Source organism: Odoribacter sp. N15.MGS-14, from assembly GCF_000980245.1.
GTDB classification, from domain to species: domain Bacteria; phylum Bacteroidota; class Bacteroidia; order Bacteroidales; family Marinifilaceae; genus Odoribacter; species Odoribacter splanchnicus.
The window spans coordinates 1-17,194 of the sequence record NZ_LARE01000026.1; the positions used below are offsets into that span (position 1 = coordinate 1).

General features: G+C 42.8%; 13 protein-coding genes. 11 read left to right on the forward strand and 2 right to left on the reverse strand.

Annotated features, from left to right (window positions below; translation table 11 throughout):
* From WS34_RS07470 to WS34_RS07500, 7 genes are all read left to right on the forward strand, one after another.
* The coding region (locus WS34_RS07470) for a C25 family cysteine peptidase (RefSeq protein WP_046404057.1) at positions 1 to 1,031 on the forward strand (1,031 nt) is incomplete at its 5' end.
* Between the two features lie 112 nt (positions 1,032 to 1,143).
* Entirely contained in the window at positions 1,144 to 1,671 is a 528-nt protein-coding gene (locus tag WS34_RS15490) for a LytR/AlgR family response regulator transcription factor (RefSeq protein WP_022160204.1), read from the forward strand.
* Positions 1,672 to 1,776: 105 nt separating this feature from the next.
* Positions 1,777 to 3,393: an ABC-F family ATP-binding cassette domain-containing protein gene (locus WS34_RS07480; RefSeq protein ID WP_013611221.1), complete on the forward strand. Its 1,617-nt coding sequence runs from the start codon at positions 1,777 to 1,779 to the stop codon at positions 3,391 to 3,393.
* A gap of 260 nt (positions 3,394 to 3,653) precedes the next feature.
* A complete protein-coding gene (locus WS34_RS07485) occupies positions 3,654 to 5,171 on the forward strand; it encodes a hypothetical protein (protein ID WP_046404058.1) in 1,518 nt (505 codons plus the stop codon).
* Between the two features lie 13 nt (positions 5,172 to 5,184).
* On the forward strand, positions 5,185 to 5,847 hold the full coding sequence (locus WS34_RS07490; RefSeq protein ID WP_046404059.1) for a peptide deformylase: 663 nt from the start codon (positions 5,185 to 5,187) through the stop codon (positions 5,845 to 5,847).
* A 70-nt stretch (positions 5,848 to 5,917) separates the two neighbouring features.
* The gene (locus WS34_RS07495) at positions 5,918 to 7,669 is read left to right on the forward strand and encodes an aconitase family protein (RefSeq protein ID WP_046404062.1); all 1,752 of its coding nucleotides are present in this window, start codon (positions 5,918 to 5,920) and stop codon (positions 7,667 to 7,669) included.
* A 185-nt stretch (positions 7,670 to 7,854) separates the two neighbouring features.
* Complete coding sequence (locus WS34_RS07500) at positions 7,855 to 9,138, forward strand: YeiH family protein (RefSeq protein WP_046404063.1); 1,284 nt, start codon at positions 7,855 to 7,857, stop codon at positions 9,136 to 9,138.
* Between the two features lie 144 nt (positions 9,139 to 9,282).
* Here the strand turns inward: WS34_RS07500 and WS34_RS07505 are convergent, their stop codons facing one another.
* A complete protein-coding gene (locus WS34_RS07505; RefSeq protein WP_286693666.1) occupies positions 9,283 to 9,702 on the reverse strand; it encodes a hypothetical protein in 420 nt (139 codons plus the stop codon).
* Between the two features lie 1,173 nt (positions 9,703 to 10,875).
* Between WS34_RS07505 and htpG the strand changes: the two genes are divergently transcribed.
* The 4 genes from htpG (at position 10,876) to WS34_RS07530 (ending at position 16,200) form a co-directional block, all read left to right on the forward strand.
* Entirely contained in the window at positions 10,876 to 12,927 is a 2,052-nt protein-coding gene (gene htpG / locus WS34_RS07515) for a molecular chaperone HtpG (RefSeq protein WP_046404070.1), read from the forward strand.
* Between the two features lie 290 nt (positions 12,928 to 13,217).
* On the forward strand, positions 13,218 to 14,072 hold the full coding sequence (gene nfo, locus WS34_RS07520; RefSeq protein ID WP_046404072.1) for a deoxyribonuclease IV: 855 nt from the start codon (positions 13,218 to 13,220) through the stop codon (positions 14,070 to 14,072).
* Entirely contained in the window at positions 14,069 to 14,560 is a 492-nt protein-coding gene (locus WS34_RS07525; protein ID WP_013611214.1) for a metallophosphoesterase family protein, read from the forward strand. Before nfo ends, WS34_RS07525 begins: the two co-directional genes overlap by 4 nt.
* A 41-nt stretch (positions 14,561 to 14,601) precedes the next feature.
* Positions 14,602 to 16,200, forward strand: a complete 1,599-nt coding sequence (locus tag WS34_RS07530) for a S41 family peptidase (RefSeq protein WP_013611213.1) — start codon at positions 14,602 to 14,604, stop codon at positions 16,198 to 16,200.
* A 73-nt stretch (positions 16,201 to 16,273) separates the two neighbouring features.
* Here the strand turns inward: WS34_RS07530 and WS34_RS07535 are convergent, their stop codons facing one another.
* A complete protein-coding gene (locus tag WS34_RS07535; RefSeq protein ID WP_046404073.1) occupies positions 16,274 to 17,149 on the reverse strand; it encodes a 7-cyano-7-deazaguanine reductase in 876 nt (291 codons plus the stop codon).
* Positions 17,150 to 17,194: the final 45 nt, after the last annotated feature.

Here is a 17,194-nt window from a genome sequence, read left to right on the forward strand (position 1 = left end):
GTAGGGAAGATATACGAACGTTAAAGAATCCCGCTAATTGTGCCGAATTGCTGATCGTGACTAAACCGGACTTGAGACCGGCGTTCGATGATTTCCTCGAATTTAAAAGCCGGGATTTCAAAGTAGCTTTGGCCGATACCGGGCAGATCATATCGGAATTCGGCGGACAATCGGGGATGGATGAGCAGATCCGGGAGTTTTTGTGTTATGCTGCTGAAAATTGGCGTATTTCTCCCCGCTATATTCTGTTAGGTGGAAATATTACGGATATACCGACACATTGGGAATACTTTTTGGGGGCCAGAATTTCGTCCGATCATTTCTATGCCGACTTAAAGGGCGATTTGTCGCCCGATGTCGTCGTATCCCGTTTTCCTGCATCGGAGCCGGAAGAAATGAAGAACATGTGTGATTATTTTATTCGTTATGCTCAAACGCGTAAGGAGTGGGGAAAATCTGTACTGCTGACTTCCTATAACCGGGAAGATTATAACGAATGTACAGAAGAAGTAGCCGGTATTATCGCTTCCGATTTCCAGGTTTATAAGCGTTATGACGGTCAGGCGACAAAAGAAGAAATTATCGAAACGATCAATCAGGGAGTCGGATTTATCAATTATCGGGGACACGGGCTTCCGACGGGCTGGCAGGCAGGGAATGGGTTGACTTCTGACGATCTGGTGCAATTGAAGAATGTAGATAAAATACCTCAGGTATTAAGTATCGCATGTTCGAATAATGCCCTGGAAAAAGAGCATTGTTTTGGTTGTGAATGGATCCGGCAAGGCAAAGCTGTCTCTTTCCTGGGAGCTGCCGTACCTTCTTATACCGTTGTCAATCATGAATTCGATAAATGGCTTTGGGAAGGAATCGCTCTGAAAAAACTGAAACGTGCCGGCGAAATATTCAATTACGGTATTCAAAAATTGTATATGAATAATCCCGAAAACGATTTGGTAAAACATACGATTTATGCTTATTTGTTGGTTGGAGATGCTACGGCAGAATGTGATTTTTACCGTTCGGAATGATAAACTATTTTATCGCATTGGCAAACATATGTTTTGTGTTTGTGAAATTTATTTTTGTATCTTATGGTTTGAATTTATTTTTCCTTCTGTATGTTATTAATATTATATGTGGATGGAAAAATATTTTATGATTAAAACAGAAGGGCATGTATTGGTGATCACAATCATGCAATGTCCGGAGAGTAATGTAGTCTGTCTGGAATGTGATACGGAAGAGGAAGTGTATCGGTTGATACGGAAAATGGATTGTGAGATTACTTTTGCACAACCTTTTCATTGGAGACATTCCGGACAGTCTGTTTGGAGAGGGAGAAAAGCTGATTTTTTTTTTGTAAAAGAAGGGGCTTATTTCCGGCGTATCGATTTTAAATTCATCCGTTGGATCAAGGCGGAGGGAAGCTATTGCAAGCTGTTTATGGATAATGCCCGGGAATTGTTATTGTCATTCAATCTCACGGAGATTACTTCCTATTTACCGGTTCAGGATTTTGTTCGGGTACATCGTTCTTATATCGTCAATATAAATAGCGTGGATTCGTTTATCGGTAATATGTTGTTTATCGGCAATTGCCGGATACCGATCAGTAAATCCCATAAAAATGAAGTGTTGGAGCGTTTGAATTTAATCGGGGAGGTCTGATTAAACTCTGGTTCCGTTTGTAAACAAAGAAATAAAAATCTATCTTTACGGACGTTTTGTGGGGATGGGGAAAACATTGATTATCAGTAAAAATAAGATATAAACATGATTACAGTTTCAGATTTAGAGATTCAGTTTGGAAAGCGGACGTTGTTTCAGGACGTTAATTTGAAGTTTACGCCGGGGAATTGTTACGGTGTGATCGGGGCGAACGGAGCCGGGAAATCGACTTTTTTGAGAATTTTGAGCGGAGATTTAGAGCCGACCCGGGGGACTGTGATGTTCGGACCGGGAGAGCGTTTGTCTGTCTTGAAACAGGATCACTTTGCTTACGATGAGTGTACGGTATTGGACACCGTGTTACAGGGACATATGAAGCTGTGGGAGGTGATGCAGGAAAAAAATGCGATCTATCTGAAGGAAGATTTTTCGGATGAAGACGGTATCCGGGCTGCTGAGTTGGAAGAACAATTTGCAGGAATGGACGGTTGGAATGCCGAGAGCGATGCAGCCAATCTGTTAAGTGGATTGGGAATATCCGAAGATTTGCATTATTCTTTAATGAAGGATTTAAGTGGTAAGCAAAAAGTGAGGGTATTGCTGGCACAAGCCTTGTTCGGAAAACCGGATAACCTGCTTTTGGACGAACCGACCAATGATCTGGACCTCGAGACTGTCATGTGGCTGGAAAATTATCTGGCGAATTATGAAAATACGGTGTTGGTGGTTTCACACGACCGTCACTTTTTGGATTCTGTATGTACCCATTCGGTAGATATCGATTACGGTAAGATTACTCTTTTTGCCGGGAACTATAGTTTCTGGTATGAGTCCAGTCAGTTGGCTTTACGTCAGGCTCAGGCTAAGAATAAAAAGGCTGAAGAAAAGCGGAAAGAATTGCAGGAATTTATTTCCCGGTTTAGTGCGAACGTGGCCAAGTCCAAACAAACTACGAGTCGTAAAAAGATGCTGGAAAAGCTCAATATCGAAGAGATTATGCCTTCTACACGGAAATATCCCGGTATTATTTTTACTCCGGAACGGGAAGTGGGCAACAAGATTCTGGAAGTCCGGAATCTGAGCAAGAGTATAGATGGAAAATGCCTGTTCAAAGAGGTTGAGTTTGCGGTAGAGAAAGACGATAAGATCGTTTTCCTGTCCCGGGATCCGCGTGCCATGACCGCTTTGTTGGAAATTATTGCCGGTAATGAAAAACCGGATAGCGGTGACTATACGTGGGGTGTGACTATAACGACCGCTTATCTGCCTTTGGATAATTCGGCATTTTTCGATACCGAAATGCGTCTGATCGATTGGTTAGGGCAATATTCTGCCGATACGAGCGAGACTTTCCTGCGTGGTTTCCTGGGGAAGATGCTGTTTTCCGGGGAAGACATATACAAGAATGTGAAAGTGTTGTCGGGAGGAGAGAAAATGCGTTGTATGATCGCCCGGATGATGTTGAATAATGCGAATGTACTGCTGCTCGATTCTCCGGCTAATCATCTCGATTTGGAATCGATACAGGCTTTTAACAATACTTTGGTATCCTTCAAGGGAGTGGTTTTGATGAATTCGCATGACCATGAGTTTATCCAAACGGTTTGTAATCGGGTGATCGAACTGACTCCGAATGGGATTATCGACAAACGAATGGATTTTGACGATTATATCGTCAACGAAAATATCAAAGAACAATTGGATAAGATGTATCGGGAGTAACGTTTTTAGGTAATCTTATAAAATAAAAGGGTTATGGGAGATCTCCTGTAGCCCTTTTTTATAAGAGTTGGAAGAGTTAAAAGAGTTATAAGAGTTATAAGAGTTATAAGAGTTGGAAGAGTTATAAGGGGGGGCAGAGGTTATGGGGAGGAGTATAGTTAAAAAGGGGGAAGTAGGAAATTGGTTTATTTTTTCGTGGATATTCTAATAATGTTGTATATTTGAAAAAATAAAACTATTCGTGCAAATAAAGTATTAATATGAAAGTGAGAACTTATTTTTTTGGGTGTTTGTTGAGTGTGCTGATGTGGCAGTGTGCTCCGAAAGAGAATGAATATGTAGTTATTGCCGGTAAGGGTGTTGCTGAGGATACGGCTTGGATGAAAGTGGCGGAGGCCTTACAGAATAAGCATCGGGCGGCTTTGTTGTCCTATCGGGAAGATCCGGCGGAATTATTGCCCCAATTACAACAGATACATCCCAGATATGTGGCTATTGTAGAAAAACCGGAGACTCTGGGGAGGGATTATGTAATGGAAATGCATCGGTTGAGCCGGAAAGTAGATAACGATATCTACGCTGATTTTTTATGGGGAATTATCACCGGATATGATGCTGCCGGGGCGATGAAAATGGTAAATAATTCAACGGAACCTTTGATTATCAAGGATGCTGTCGCTTCGATTTGGGAGTTACATTCGGCCAAATGGTTCGATCGGTATGGTTGGGTGGACGATCATACGCAGGGAATGTGGGGAGAAAAAAAATCTGCACAGGATACGGTAGTGACCTATCAGTTACCTCAGGTACCGACGAAGATGTTAAGTCGTAACCGGAAAGGCGGGTTCGATACGGTAATGATGCCGAGGGTAAATCCGGTGGATGAAATGCAGACTTTCTATAATTTATATGCTACTTATAATCCTGATTTGGTCGTGACAGCTGCACATGCTACCGAGCGAAATCTGGAGATGCCTTTTTCTTTGGGAAATATCAAAGCGAAAGACGGACAGTTGTATATGGATTTTCCGAATGATCCGCAAAATATGAAGGAAAGCGGAAAAAGAAAAGTATATTTTGCCGTTGGGAATTGCCTGATCGGTAATGTCAATAATACCAAAGAGAGTATGGCGATCGCTTGGATGAACAGTGGTAATGCGGCGACGATGATCGGATATGTCGTGACTACCTGGCATGGTCGTAACGGTTGGGGAGGATTGAAGTATTGGCTGACCAATCCGGGACGTTATTCCCTGGCAGAGGCTATATATATGAATCAGCAGGATTTAATGTATCAACTGAATGAATGGGATCCTAAATTAGTTACTTTGGCCTATCCTTATACGGAAGAGGAATTCCAGGAAGCTCCCCGTTTAATTCAGGAGACGATCGGAGTAGAACCTACACATGATCAGATCGGTTTTGTGCATGACCGGGATGTTTTGGCTTATTACGGAGATCCTAAATGGAATGTGCGGTTACAGGAAATAGCCGAAGAGAACGATTATACAGTGAATACTTCTGTACAGGGGAACAAGTGTACTGTGACGATACAAACCAAGGAAAATTTCAGTTTGGAGAGAATGAAAGGAGACCGGTTCAAACAAGAACATGTACTCGATCTGCCATTCAGTTATTTCTTTCCTCAGCGTCTGAATAATCCGCGTCTGTCTGCCGGTCAGGATTGGAAAGCTGCTGTAGATGAGAATTTTCTGTTGGTTTACAATGCAGATTTCAAACCGGGTCAAACTTATACGGTAGAATTGGATATAAACTGAAATAATCGCTAACATGCTGAAATATTGGTTAGGAATCGTCGGGTTGTTTGTTTGGGTGGGATGCAGTACGAGCTTTACCCCTCAGGAGGTGAAGGTGATAAAGGAAGGCGGGGGGATAATGCGGGTATGGAAGACCGATAACCGGGAAGATTCTTTATTTTTACGTCAGCAGGCCATAGAATTGACTCCCGGGGAGATCCGGACGGAACTTTTTCAGGTATTGAAGCAACGGATGCTGGCGACAGTAAACGATTCGGCGGACCCGGGTGTCGGTATTGCTGCTCCCCAGGTGGGAATAAGCCGGCGATTGATCGCTGTACAGCGGTACGATAAACCGGGAGCTCCTTTTGAGTTTTACATCAACCCGGGTATTGTGTCGGCTTCTGAAGAGCAGTCTTTGGGAAAAGAGGGGTGTCTGTCTGTTCCGGATGTCGTTGGCGAGGTATGGCGTTCGAATGAAATCGTGGTTCGTTATATCCCTGAACTGACCTCGATTAAACGGATGTTGAGTCGTGAAAAAACGGATTCAACTTTTAAATTCGAGGTGAAGGTGGAGTATCGGAATACGTGGGAACCGGTATGCGATACTATCCGGGGATTTACGGCTGTGATCTTTCAGCATGAAATCGATCATTTGAACGGTATCCTTTTTACAGATAAAATGATAAAAGAATAAATTTATCAGGACAATGAATTTTAGTTTATAAAGTTTAATGGCTAGTTTTATAAACTGAATTGAATAAGCTATGAGAACCTTTGTCGAAAAAATACTTAATGCGCCTGCCGGAAGTATAGTTATACGGCGGCCGGATATCGTGATGAGTCATGATAATTCTGCCCGTATCCGGAAAATTTTTGAAGAAATGGGTGGGGAAAAGCTGAAAGATGCCGGAAAGTTGCTGGTTGTACTGGATCGTAAAATGACCGGGACAACCGATGAGTTGATCCGGGATTATAATTCGATCCATCGTTTTATGGACGAACAGAAAGTAGAGCATTTCTTCGATTGTGACAAAGGGATCTGTCATGAAATATTGGCCGGGCAGCTGAAACCGGGAGGATTGATTGTAGGAAACGACAGCCATACCTGTACGGCAGGCGCTTTCAATTGTATGGCTGTGGGGTTGAATAAGACGGAAACGGCGGTACTTTGGAAAGAAGGCGAAATGTGGTTCAGGGTACCTGAAACGATTAAGATTAGTTTGAAAAATCGTTTGCCGGAGGGAGTATATGCCAAGGATTTGGCTTTGTGGATAATGGGGATGCTCCGGGAAGAAAATGTCGCCTATAAATCGTTGGAGTTTCATGGAGAGGGGGTGCCTGCCTTGTCTATCGCCGACCGGATGACCCTGGCTAATGTTACTGCTGAGATGGGGTTGAAGAGCGCAGCTTTCCCGCCCGACGATAAGTTGGCGGATTATTTCGGTGATTATGCCGTACAGGGTGTTTGGGCGGATCGGGATGCTATGTATTACAAGGAATTCGAGGTCGATTTGGCGCAGGTGATCCCGTTGGTGATGGAAGTCGGAGAAATAAACGAGATAAAAGCACCTGGAGAATGGGGTAGGCTGGAAATTCAGCAGGGATTGATCGGAGCTTGTGCCAGTGGGCGGTTGGAAGATTTAAGAGTGGTTGCCCGGATTTTGGATGGAAAAAAGATTGCTTCGGGGTTCCAGCTTTCTATCGTCCCGGCTTCCCGGGAGATTTATTTGCAGGCCATTCAGGAGGGGATTATCGATCGGTTAGTGAAGTCAGGAGCCTCTATATTAGGGTCCAGTTGTGGTCCTTGCTTGGGTAGCAGCCATATGATAATGGCGGATACCCGTCGTTTTATTACTACAGTAAACAGCAATTCGATGCGAAGGCTGTCGGCTATCGGTGTAGAGAAATACGTAGCGTCCCCGGCGACTGTGGCGATGACTGCTTTGACCGGAGTTTTGACAGTAGAAGTTGAACGGACCGATGCAAAATATCCTTATTGGGAAATGCCTAAAGTGTGGGTAACTGTGAATGAGTTCGAGCGTCGTTATCATAATCGGGTTTGGAATTATGGGGATTTGAACAGCATTGCCTGTGAACAATTGTTCGATGAAGCATGTACTTACCGGATTGCACCGGATAATTTTAAAGCGATACAACCTTATTTGTTGGCAGGTTTGGATGCCTCTTTTGCAAAAAACGTCCAGGTGGACGACTTGATGCTCGGAGGAGAAAATTTCGGCTGTGGAAAGTTATTACAACATGCAGTTGTCGGTTTAAGGGAGGCCGGTATCAAAGCGATTATCGTGAAATCGGTGGATCGCCGTTTTTTTAGAATGGCTGCCAATAATGGATTATGGATTATTGTTGCACCTGCCTTAGTGGAGAAATACCGGAGCGGTGACCAGATAGAAATAGATGTCGAAGATGAACGGATTTTTCTGAATCGGGAAGAATTTAAATTACCTTTTATCGATACCGCTTTTACCGAAATGATCCGGAACGGAGGTATCTATTAAGTAACATTCTCCCAATTTATGATACAACTATTTAGCTACTTGTTCGTCCCCAAAGATGGACATCTTTGTCTGACCTTATTCCTTCTATAAGACTTTTCTTAAAATTAAGCATTTAGACGTAAAGTATTATCGCAAAAAATAACTTTCTTCGCATTCCAAAATTTTAAAATTTAATTAAAATATATATGAAAAAATGGTTTGAACAATTTAAGACAGAAGATTGGGTGGTTGTGGCTGTCAGTATTCTTTTACTGGCTTTTGCCATCATTACTCCCAATTATCTTCCCCGTATTCCCAAACATCTGGCCGATATGGAATCCTGGGGAAATGCAATATTTCTTTTCGTTATTGTATTAGTCATACTTTATATCGGCTGGCTTTTACTCGGCAGACCCTTAAAAGGTTTATTCCTTTCCCTGATCGCTGTATTTTCTGTCTCTTTATTGGCACAGATTACGGCAGCCCTGCCTCAAGTAAGCTATTATGGATTCGAATCTGTCTTTTTCTCTGTTATCTTCGGTTTGATTATTCGCAATGTTTTTCGCGTACCTGCCTGGATGAAACCTGCTATTCAAAGTGAGTTTTTCATTAAAATCGGGGTGGTTTGTTTAGGAGCGACTATTCTTTTCAGTGATGTCATGAAATCCGGTGCAGTAGGTCTTGTACAGGCTGTCTTGGTTGTGAGTATCGTATGGTTTTTCGCCTATTTTATCTCCCGGCGGTTGGGAGTTGACCAGCGTTCTGCCATGATCCTGTCCAGTGGGGTCTCTATTTGCGGAGTTTCTGCTTGTATTACAGCTGCACGTGTTGCAGGAGGCGATGACAAAAAATTATCTTATATTGTTTCTTTGGTATTAATCATTGTCGTTCCTATGATCTATATGATGCCCTGGCTGGCCCATCTGCTCCTTCCTGTCCTATTCGACGACCCTCAGGTAATACAGGAAGTGGCCGGTGCCTGGATCGGCGGAACCATCGATACGACAAGTGGTGTTGCCGCTTCCAGTGCTATCGTCAGCGAATTATCGAACCAGCATGCTGTTATTATCAAAGGAGCCCAGAATGTTTTAATCGGTTTTGTAGCTTTTTTTATAGCCTTATACCTTTCTACCCGGGGAGAGAAAGGTAGTAATTCTCCTTCTCTGGGGATTGTCTGGGAAAAATTCCCGAAGTTTATTATCGGTTTTGTTGCAGCTTCACTCGTATTCAGTATCTTTCAGGCAAATGACCTTTTCCTGGTAAATGAAAAAGGGAAACTCATCGAACCGGGAATCGCTAAAATGTTCAGTACTGTTTTTTTCAGTTTGGCATTTGTCTGTGTAGGACTGGAAACCCAGATAAAAGATATTGTCTCCCGTGAAAACCGCAATGTCATGTGGTCTTTTCTTACTGCACAGACTTTTAATATTCTGGTTACTTTTATTATTGCCTGCCTGTTGTTCGGCATCGTTAAACCGATGCTGGGATAAATAAAGCTGAGAGATGAGATAATTCACTGGAAATTTCTCATCTCTTAGCTATCGATCCGAAAGCACCTGCTGGATTGAAAATCATTTCCGGTTTATGAAGAGAATTCCTTTGTCATGCCGGAGAGAAATGCTTCGGTTCCCGGATCATTTGAATTTTAGTCCCAAAATAATTGTATTGCTATTCTCATCCAGTCCGTCGTATATTTTCATCAGATCGGCATGTTCTTCTTTATATGCTTCCCATTCTTTTTCCGATAACCGGGATCGGATGTGTTCGATTAATTTTGCATATCTTGCCGGGGTGAAAAAAAAGTATAGATAATCAGTAGGAAATTGCATTTTATTGTGCCATGGACTAAAATACTTGGAGGGGAAAGAGGTAGATTTTGTTATTCCTGTTTTCAACAGGTCATCATCTACTAATTTGAAGTTTTTGGTCACATGGCTTTTTTTATCGTACCCAAAATAATAATACCGATTGCCAAAATTGTAAACTCCGATTACATATTTATCGGTTTCATTCAGAAAATGCATAGCTATTCCACGATATTTTTTGAGATGCATAAATTCTTCCTTTGGGGTTTCGGCGCTGTAATTTCCTTTATCGATTTTATACCGGGGTGTAACCCGATCCTGGAAAACATCATAGACATACCCGTTCTTCTCGTGATAAAAACACAGGGAATCCTGAAAAACATACAATTGATTATGAAGCCAATATCCGAAAATATCTTCGCAAGAGAAGAAAGAATGTATTTTTTGGTTGTCAGGAATCGAGTAAACATTGAGTATATCGGCCCCTTCCAGTGATTTCTTTATTCCCTTGTTCAGGCTATTGGTGGCTCCCCAACCTTGTGTATTTTTTAAAAATAATATTGTCGTATCGTTCCATAAATAGACCGGTATTCCCAGATGACCTGTTTTGTCATTTTTCTGAGTAAACGACCATTCACGTAATAATTTATGGCAGTTATATACATATTTACACCAATAAACGTAGGTTTAATTTTTTTCTTTCTATTCCGATTCCGGGTTTTATCCCGTCAGACCGGTTCGCCTGGAACAGTCCGGTAAGGCTTTCCTTCACTGACCGGCGGAACTCCTCACTCCGTTCGTCAGACACCACCGGTCGGCCGTTCGGAAAACCTAACCGGACACTCGTTCCTGCTCCAATGGTCTTCCGCCATAAAACCCTTCATCTAACGCTAGAGCTAACCGGCAAAGAAAATACAAGCGGAAATTTGCAGCAGCAGGAAGACGGACCGTCCGGATTATTTCCAGTGCGAATAATCTTTCTTAAATCAAGACCAATCTGCAATTCAGTGATAACGTAAGTCGGAGGTGATCGGGATTGGCGACCATTGGAGCTCTGGCGAGTGTCGTCTTACTTTTTCTGAACGCCCGACCGGTGGTGTCTGACGAACGGAGTGAGGAGTTCCGCCGGTCAGTGATAGAAAAAGCCAGACGACCGACAGAAGCGACCGGGTCGCCAATTCCGATCACCGAAGACGAATAAATAACGACAGAATAATTCTACGTTTATGAGTGTAAATATGTATATAACTGCCTTCCTTTATATATATAAAAATTGTTTTGGTAGGTACTTTGTTTTATTCTTACGGAGTAGTCATGGATTTAAAACTTGGGCTGTCTTTTTGTCACGTTGGTGTTTTTGGCATAACAATTGTGTATTTACCTGCGTAAACTTGAAATTAAAAACTTAAAAACAGATATACTATGGCAACTGGAAAAATAGGAGTATCAACACAGAATTTATTTCCGATTATTAAGAAGTTTCTCTATTCGGATCATGAAATTTTTCTTCGTGAGATAGTGTCGAATGCAGTAGATGCTACACAGAAATTGAAAGTATTGGCGTCTTCGGGAGAATTTAAAGGGGAGGCTTCTAATTTGCGGGTGCGGGTGAAAGCTGACAAAGAGGCAGGTACTTTGACGGTATCCGATAACGGTATCGGTATGACCCAGGAAGAGGTGGAAAAATACATCAACCAGATTGCTTTTTCGGGAGCAGAAGAATTTTTGGAAAAACATAAAGATGATGCCGCTACGATCATCGGTCATTTCGGATTGGGATTTTACTCTGCCTTTATGGTGAGCGATAAGGTGGAAATCGTGACCAAATCGTACAAAGAAGGAGCGCAGGCTGTAAAATGGACCGGTGAAGGAGATACCGAATACACCCTGGAAAATACCGAAAAAGCCGAACGGGGAACGGATATCATTATGTATATCAATGCCGAGGAAAAGGATTTCCTGGAAGAGAATAAGCTACAGGATTTATTGACGAAGTATTGTAAATTCCTCCCGATAGAGATTGTTTTCGGAAAGAAGAAAGAATGGAAAGATGGAAAATATGTCGATACCGAAGAAGATAATATCATCAATGACACCAATCCGCTGTGGACACGTAAACCATCCGAACTGAAGGAAGAAGATTACCAGAAATTCTACCGGGAATTGTATCCTATGGCACAAGATCCTTTGTTCCATATCCATTTGAATGTAGATTATCCGTTTAATCTGACCGGTATTCTTTATTTCCCGAAAATCGATAATAAGTTTGAAATACAAAAAAATAAAATTCAATTATACAGCAATCAGGTATATGTTTCCGATTCTGTCGAAGGGATCGTACCCGAATACCTGACTTTATTGCATGGGGTGATCGATTCGCCGGATATTCCGTTGAATGTATCCCGTTCCTATTTGCAAAGTGACCGGAATGTGAAGAAGATTTCCAACCACATTACGAAGAAAGTGGCCGACAGCCTGACCGATATCTTCAAAAACAACCGGGAAGAGTACGAGAAAAAATGGGATGACCTGAAGGTATTTATCCAATACGGCATGCTGACAGATGAGAAATTTGCCGAACGGGCCAATCCTATCGTGCTGCTCAAAGATACCGATGGAAAATATTTTACCCTGGAAGAGTATGAAAATCTGGTGAAAGTCAACCAAACGGATAAGGACAATCATATCGTTTATTTGTACGCTACCGACGTACAGGAACAATATACTTACATCCAGGCTGCGAAGGATAAAGGCTATGACGTTTTGGTGATGGATGGGCAGTTGGACACGCATTTTATCAATCATATCGAGCAGAAAAATGCCGATCATAAATTTTTACGTGTCGACTCGGATGTGATCGATAAACTGATTCCTAAAAATGAAACGAAGGAAACCGATTGGAGCGAAGCTGAACAGGAGGAGATGAAGGATGTTTTCAATGCACAACTCCCCAAAGAAGGAGGCATGTATGTGGTCAATTTCGAAGCGTTGGGCGAAACGGCCGATCCTGTTTTAATCACCCGTTCTGAGTTTATGCGGCGGATGAAAGAGATGGCTGCCATGAATCCGGGGATGGGATTCTATGGAGCTATGGACGACCAGTTTACGTTGGTGGTGAATACCGATCATAAGCTGGTAAAGAATATCCTGGCTGATGAACAGAAAGAAATGGCGGCTAAACTCGAACCGATCGATTTCGAAATTAAAGAAAATGAAGGGAAGAAAACAGAGATCGACGAACTGAACAAAGGGAAGAAAGAAGATGAAATTCCACAAGTCGACAAAGACCGGAAGAAAGAATATGACGATAAGATCAATGGCTTGAGAAAACAAAAACAAGAGCTGTTGCAGGAATATGGTAAAGGTAATCAGGTGGTCGGCCAGTTGATCGACCTTGCCTTACTCGCTAACGGTCTGTTGAAAGGAGAAGCACTGAATAAATTTGTGAAGAGAAGCGTAGAGTTGATTAAATAACCGAAAGACGGAAGATGTGAAAGCGGGCATTGTTGAAGATGCCCGCTTTTATTTTAATAAAACTATTTCCAATTTTGTAGACGTTAAGTAAGATTTCGGCTAACTTTTTGTAGGTTTGTAAATCCCGGAGGATAGATTTTAAGGATAGATTACGATCTTGTGGGAGAGGGATATGAGATATTTAGTATAAAAAATTAACTTTGCAAATTATTGAACTTTTGTGTTGATCGGGCGTTATACCTCTTGAGACTGAAGTTAAACAGAAGATTATTATTAAAAGACATCGGAATATGAAATATGTCGGAGCACATGTCAGTATATCGGGTGGAGTGGAGAATGCTCCTGTAAATGCTCATCGGATCGGAGCGAAAAGTTTCGCTTTATTTACGAAGAATCAACGCCAATGGGTGGCAGCACCCTATTCGGCTGAAAATGTGGAACGTTTTCATCAGCGTTGTCAGGAATTCGGTTATACGGCCGACCAGATTCTGCCTCATGATAGTTACCTGATCAATTTGGGAAATCCCGATAAAGAGGCTTTGGAAAAATCCAGGAGTGCTTTTCTGGATGAAATGTTGCGTTGTGAACAACTGGGACTGAAACTACTCAATTTTCATCCGGGAAGTTCGTTGAAGAAAGTGAGTGAGGAGGAGTGCCTGACGATAATTGCCGAATCGATCAATATCACGCTGGATAAGACCAAGAGTGTCTGTGCCGTGCTTGAGAATACGGCCGGACAAGGGTCTAATCTGGGATATACTTTTGAACAGTTGGCCTATATTATCGACAAAGTTGAAGATAAAGACCGGATTGGAGTATGTATCGATACCTGTCATGCTTTCGCTGCCGGATATGACCTCAAGAGTGAAAACGGCTTTCAGGAAACTTTTGAGCATTTCAATGAAGTGATCGGATTGAAGTATCTGAAAGGTATGCATCTGAACGATTCTAAAAAAGGGCAAGGTTCTCATGTCGATCGGCACGAGGTGCTCGGGAAAGGCGAATTGGGTATAGAGACTTTCCGCCGGATTATGAGAGATCCCCGTTTCGATCGTATGCCGCTGATTCTGGAAACCCCCGATGAAGAAAACTGGGCGGAAGAAATAAAGATGCTTTATAAATTAGAAGAGCATAAGAGCTTATGAAAATAGGATTATTATCGGATACACATGGCTGGTTGGATAGCAAGATATTGGATTTTTTCAAAGATTGCGATGAGGTTTGGCATTGCGGGGATATCGGTGATTTAGCGGTTACCGATCGTTTGGCCGCCAACTTTAATTTACGCGCTGTATACGGTAATATCGATGGAGGAGAGATAAGGACGATGTTTGCCCCTACTTTAATATTCGATTGTGAAGGAGTAAAAACAGTGATGACCCACATCGGAGGATATCCCGGACATTATGACGCCGGAATACGGACGCTATTGTACGACGAACGCCCGCAGCTGTTTGTCTGCGGCCATTCTCATATCCTGAAAGTTATGTTCGATAAGACGCTGGGATGTTTACACATCAATCCCGGGGCTGCCGGGAAGTATGGTTTCCATAAAGTCAGGACAGCCATCCGTTTTGTCATAGAAAAGGGGAAAATGAAAGATTTGGAAGTATTGGAACTTGAGAAGAAGTAGAGATATAACTATTCCTGGATAACGAAGTAACTTTAAATAAGATGAAAAGACTTTTTATTTTGACAGGGCTCTTGCTGCTGACAGGAGCACTATTCAACCGGACGATAGCACAAAACCGGGAGAATCAGGTGAGAGAACAAAGCATAAAATATCAGCGGCTGATGGCCTATATCGATGCCTTTTATGTCGATACCGTAAATTTGCAGAAGCTGACGGAAGATGCGATTATAAAAGCTTTGTCCGATCTCGATCCTCATTCGGTTTATATCACGAAGGAAGAAGTGGATGAGATGAACGAGCCTTTGGAAGGTGGATTTTTCGGTATAGGTATTCAGTTTACTATTCTCCGGGATACGTTGGCTGTTGTGGCTATCGTGCCTGGCGGCCCTTCCGAGAAGGCCGGATTGATGGCAGGAGACCGGATCGTTTCCGTGGACGGAGAGAATATCGCCGGGAAAAAATTATCGAATACAGAGGTCCGGAAACGCTTGAAAGGAGAGGAAGGCACGATTGTCAAGGTCGGCGTGCTGAGAGGACATGAAAATATGGATTTCCGTATTATCCGGGGAAAAATTCCGATTTATAGTATCGATGCTACTTATATGCTGGATAAGACGACCGGATATATCAAGTTATCCCGCTTTGCAGCGACCACGATCGATGAATTCGAGGAAGCTGTCAAAAAATTGCAGGCTCAGGGGATGAAAGATTTGATACTGGACTTGCAGACGAATGGAGGGGGATATATGGGAGCCGCTATCGGTATCGCCGATCACTTGTTGGATGGACGGAAGATGATCGTTTATACCGACGGGGTCAATTCCGGGCGGCGCGAAGAATATTCAACGCCTATAGGACTCTTGCAGGGTGGACGGGTGGTCGTATTGATCGACGGCAATTCGGCTTCTGCCAGTGAGATTGTTTCCGGAGCTGTTCAGGATTGGGATAGGGGCGTATTGGTGGGCCGGAGGTCTTTCGGGAAAGGCTTGGTGCAAAGACAGTTTCCTCTGACCGACGGATCTATGGTCCGGCTGACGATAGCCCACTATTATACGCCTTCGGGGAGATGTATACAAAAACCTTATTCGAAAGGCGAAGAAGATTATGAAGCCGAGTTGTATAACCGGTATCGGAGCGGAGAAATGGTCAGTGCTGACAGTATTGTAGTGAATGATTCCCTGAAATATTTTACGAAAGTAAAACAACGCCCTGTATACGGTGGAGGAGGTATTATCCCGGACGTGTTCGTGCCTCTCGATACGACGATCAGCTATTTGTACTTTAACCGGCTGATCGCTAAAAATGTAATCGGTGAGTTTATTGCCAATTATATCGATAAAAACAGGGATCAGCTGAAAAAGAAATATCCTGATTTCGATTCTTTTGTGAAGAATTTTCAGGTGACCGATGCCATGATCGATGAAATTGTAAAAGCAGGGGAAAAAGCGGATATCCCCAGAGACGATAAAGCACTGAAACCTCTTTTGCCTACCATTAAATTGCAGCTGAAAGCATTGATAGCCCGGGATCTTTGGAATATGAACGAGATGTATCAGATTATGAATGAGGAGAACGATATGCTGAAGAAAGGATTGGAAGTGTTGAAGGACGGTACGTACGAAAAGATACTCGGCAAATAGATTTATAAATACAGTGAAAACGGTGATGACAGCTAAAACAGGAACGGGGGTTTAACAGAAAGAAAGCAGGCGGTTATTGCCGGAAATTCCGCTGGGTCAGTATATCGGCTTGGGGCAGATAATGCGGCAGATAATCCGGTTTGTTGGCCCGGCAAGGACAAATATCTATCCCGCCACGACGGGTGTATAAGCAACTTACCATGAGAATTTCGGGTTGGAAAAGATCACTGAGGCGTTTGAAAGTCATCTCACAAATTTCTTCGTGAAAATGATTTTCATTACGCAGCGAAACGATGTATTTCAACAGAGAGGCATAGGCCGGTTGTGTCCGGCCTTTCAGATGAATGTACAAACTTCCCCAATCGGGTTGACGGGTGATCTTACAGTTACTTTTCAGTAGATGGCTACATACTTTTAATTCCCCTGCTTCCTGGATGTTTTCGGTCAGTAAGGCGGGGTTTTCCTGATAGACGGAAAACTGGAGTGCATAGGTGTCGGGCTCTTTTTCCAGCAGGGTGTAATCATTGAAATCAAAAGGCAGAAAAGAAGGGACATCTTCATAAAAATGGACTTTTACTTCGGTACACAACAACGCACTAAGATCGGCAGCTACTGTGGCAACGAATCGGTCGACAGCCTGCCCGAGTGTCTTGCCTAAAGCTTCCATATGAAAGGAACCTAAATACAATTTTAAAGATTTACTTTCTACAATCGAGGGACTGGAAGCCGGATAAGTAATTTTCAACATCCCGGCTACCGGTATACCATTATCCAGGATAAAACTGGCTTCGTAGGCATGCCAGCTGTCATAACCACAAAATAGATGGTCCGGGTGGTCTATGCCATAGATTTCCCGGTTTTGCCGCCGGGGGACCGCTACAAGAATAGCCGGACAATAGTGTTGGGGATATTCGACTTGTTTTCCTAAAAGTTTATCTTCGGTTGTCATAATGAGTTGCTGAGTTACTGAGTTGCTGAGTTACTGAGTTATAGA